Consider the following 2,477-nt stretch of genomic DNA (forward strand, 5'->3'; position numbering starts at 1 on the left):
AACATTATACTCTCATTATACTAATTGCTTATTCCAATTTCCTATTGGTTGGAACCAACAGGCGTTAGTGTGTTGTTGAGTTGGTACTTTCATGGGATTAATCCCATGAAACCCCCAACCAACTCGCCAAAGCTTTGGCTAACACACACGCCATTCCAACCAATAGTTTTCTCGGCATAAAGCCATGCTCTGACGCTTAAATACACTAATGCCTTAAAAAAACATTAAAGTCTAACTAACACACTAGACTTATTTACTTCGTAATTAAGTCGTTAAACCGTGTGCTCTACGACCAAAAGTATAAAACCTTTAAGAACTTTCTTTTTTCTTGTAAAAAAAGAAACTAGATAAATCTCTCATATCTTTTATTCAATAATCGCATCAGATTGCAGTATAAATTTAACGATCACTCATCATGTTCATATTTATCAGAGCTCGTGCTATAATTATACTAATTTTATAAGGAGGAAAAAATATGGGCATTTTTAGTATTTTTGTAATCAGCACAGTTCATTATCAACCAAACAAAAAATAAGTGGTTATAATGAATCGTTAATAAGCAAAATTCATTATAACCAAATTAAAGAGGGTTATAATGAACGAGAAAAATATAAAACACAGTCAAAACTTTATTACTTCAAAACATAATATAGATAAAATAATGACAAATATAAGATTAAATGAACATGATAATATCTTTGAAATCGGCTCAGGAAAAGGGCATTTTACCCTTGAATTAGTACAGAGGTGTAATTTCGTAACTGCCATTGAAATAGACCATAAATTATGCAAAACTACAGAAAATAAACTTGTTGATCACGATAATTTCCAAGTTTTAAACAAGGATATATTGCAGTTTAAATTTCCTAAAAACCAATCCTATAAAATATTTGGTAATATACCTTATAACATAAGTACGGATATAATACGCAAAATTGTTTTTGATAGTATAGCTGATGAGATTTATTTAATCGTGGAATACGGGTTTGCTAAAAGATTATTAAATACAAAACGCTCATTGGCATTATTTTTAATGGCAGAAGTTGATATTTCTATATTAAGTATGGTTCCAAGAGAATATTTTCATCCTAAACCTAAAGTGAATAGCTCACTTATCAGATTAAATAGAAAAAAATCAAGAATATCACACAAAGATAAACAGAAGTATAATTATTTCGTTATGAAATGGGTTAACAAAGAATACAAGAAAATATTTACAAAAAATCAATTTAACAATTCCTTAAAACATGCAGGAATTGACGATTTAAACAATATTAGCTTTGAACAATTCTTATCTCTTTTCAATAGCTATAAATTATTTAATAAGTAAGTTAAGGGATGCATAAACTGCATCCCTTAACTTGTTTTTCGTGTACCTATTTTTTGTGAATCGATTATGTCTTTTGCGCATTCACTTCTTTTCTATATAAATATGAGCGAAGCGAATAAGCGTCGGAAAAGCAGCAAAAAGTTTCCTTTTTGCTGTTGGAGCATGGGGGTTCAGGGGGTGCAGTATCTGACGTCAATGCCGAGCGAAAGCGAGCCGAAGGGTAGCATTTACGTTAGATAACCCCCTGATATGCTCCGACGCTTTATATAGAAAAGAAGATTCAACTAGGTAAAATCTTAATATAGGTTGAGATGATAAGGTTTATAAGGAATTTGTTTGTTCTAATTTTTCACTCATTTTGTTCTAATTTCTTTTAACAAATGTTCTTTTTTTTTTAGAACAGTTATGATATAGTTAGAATAGTTTAAAATAAGGAGTGAGAAAAAGATGAAAGAAAGATATGGAACAGTCTATAAAGGCTCTCAGAGGCTCATAGACGAAGAAAGTGGAGAAGTCATAGAGGTAGACAAGTTATACCGTAAACAAACGTCTGGTAACTTCGTAAAGGCATATATAGTGCAATTAATAAGTATGTTAGATATGATTGGCGGAAAAAAACTTAAAATCGTTAACTATATCCTAGATAATGTCCACTTAAGTAACAATACAATGATAGCTACAACAAGAGAAATAGCAAAAGCTACAGGAACAAGTCTACAAACAGTAATAACAACACTTAAAATCTTAGAAGAAGGAAATATTATAAAAAGAAAAACTGGAGTATTAATGTTAAACCCTGAACTACTAATGAGAGGCGACGACCAAAAACAAAAATACCTCTTACTCGAATTTGGGAACTTTGAGCAAGAGGCAAATGAAAAACAAGAAAATGCATTATCTGATTATTATTCTTTCAAGGACTAGTATAACATAAAATCGTCTACAAATAGACAAAAAACCTGCACGCTTAATGTAGATCAAAAGCTTAACGCAAATGAAATAGATTGACCTCCCAATAACACCACGTAGTTATTGGGAGGTCAATCTATGAAATGCGATTAAGCTTTTTCTAATTCACATAAGCGTGCAGGTTTAAAGTACATAAAAAATATAATGAAAAAAAGCATCATTATACTAACGTTATACC

General features: G+C 30.8%; 3 protein-coding genes. All 3 read left to right on the plus strand.

All coding sequences use genetic code 11. The annotated features are described in order from the left end of the window. Positions 1 to 475: 475 nt before the first annotated feature. Positions 476 to 535 (plus strand): 23S rRNA methylase leader peptide ErmCL, encoded by a 60-nt coding sequence (gene ermCL / locus KA824_RS11385; protein WP_002497446.1) that lies wholly within the window; start codon positions 476 to 478, stop codon positions 533 to 535. A 60-nt stretch (positions 536 to 595) separates the two neighbouring features. Continuing rightward, positions 596 to 1,330, plus strand: a complete 735-nt coding sequence (gene erm(C), locus KA824_RS11390) for a 23S rRNA (adenine(2058)-N(6))-methyltransferase Erm(C) (RefSeq protein WP_001003263.1) — start codon at positions 596 to 598, stop codon at positions 1,328 to 1,330. A 447-nt stretch (positions 1,331 to 1,777) separates the two neighbouring features. Then, positions 1,778 to 2,254, plus strand: coding sequence for a replication/maintenance protein RepL (locus tag KA824_RS11395; protein ID WP_000664727.1), 477 nt, complete (start codon positions 1,778 to 1,780; stop codon positions 2,252 to 2,254). Positions 2,255 to 2,477 lie beyond the last annotated feature (223 nt).

The sequence above is a fragment of the Staphylococcus sp. GDY8P198P genome, assembly GCF_017891615.1.
GTDB classification, from domain to species: domain Bacteria; phylum Bacillota; class Bacilli; order Staphylococcales; family Staphylococcaceae; genus Staphylococcus; species Staphylococcus cohnii.

Excerpts from the sequence above, each read along its gene's own strand:
- KA824_RS11395 (WP_000664727.1), top strand. The coding sequence starts at position 1,778 with ATGAAAGAAAGATATGGAACAGTCTATAAAGGCTCTCAGAGGCTCATA.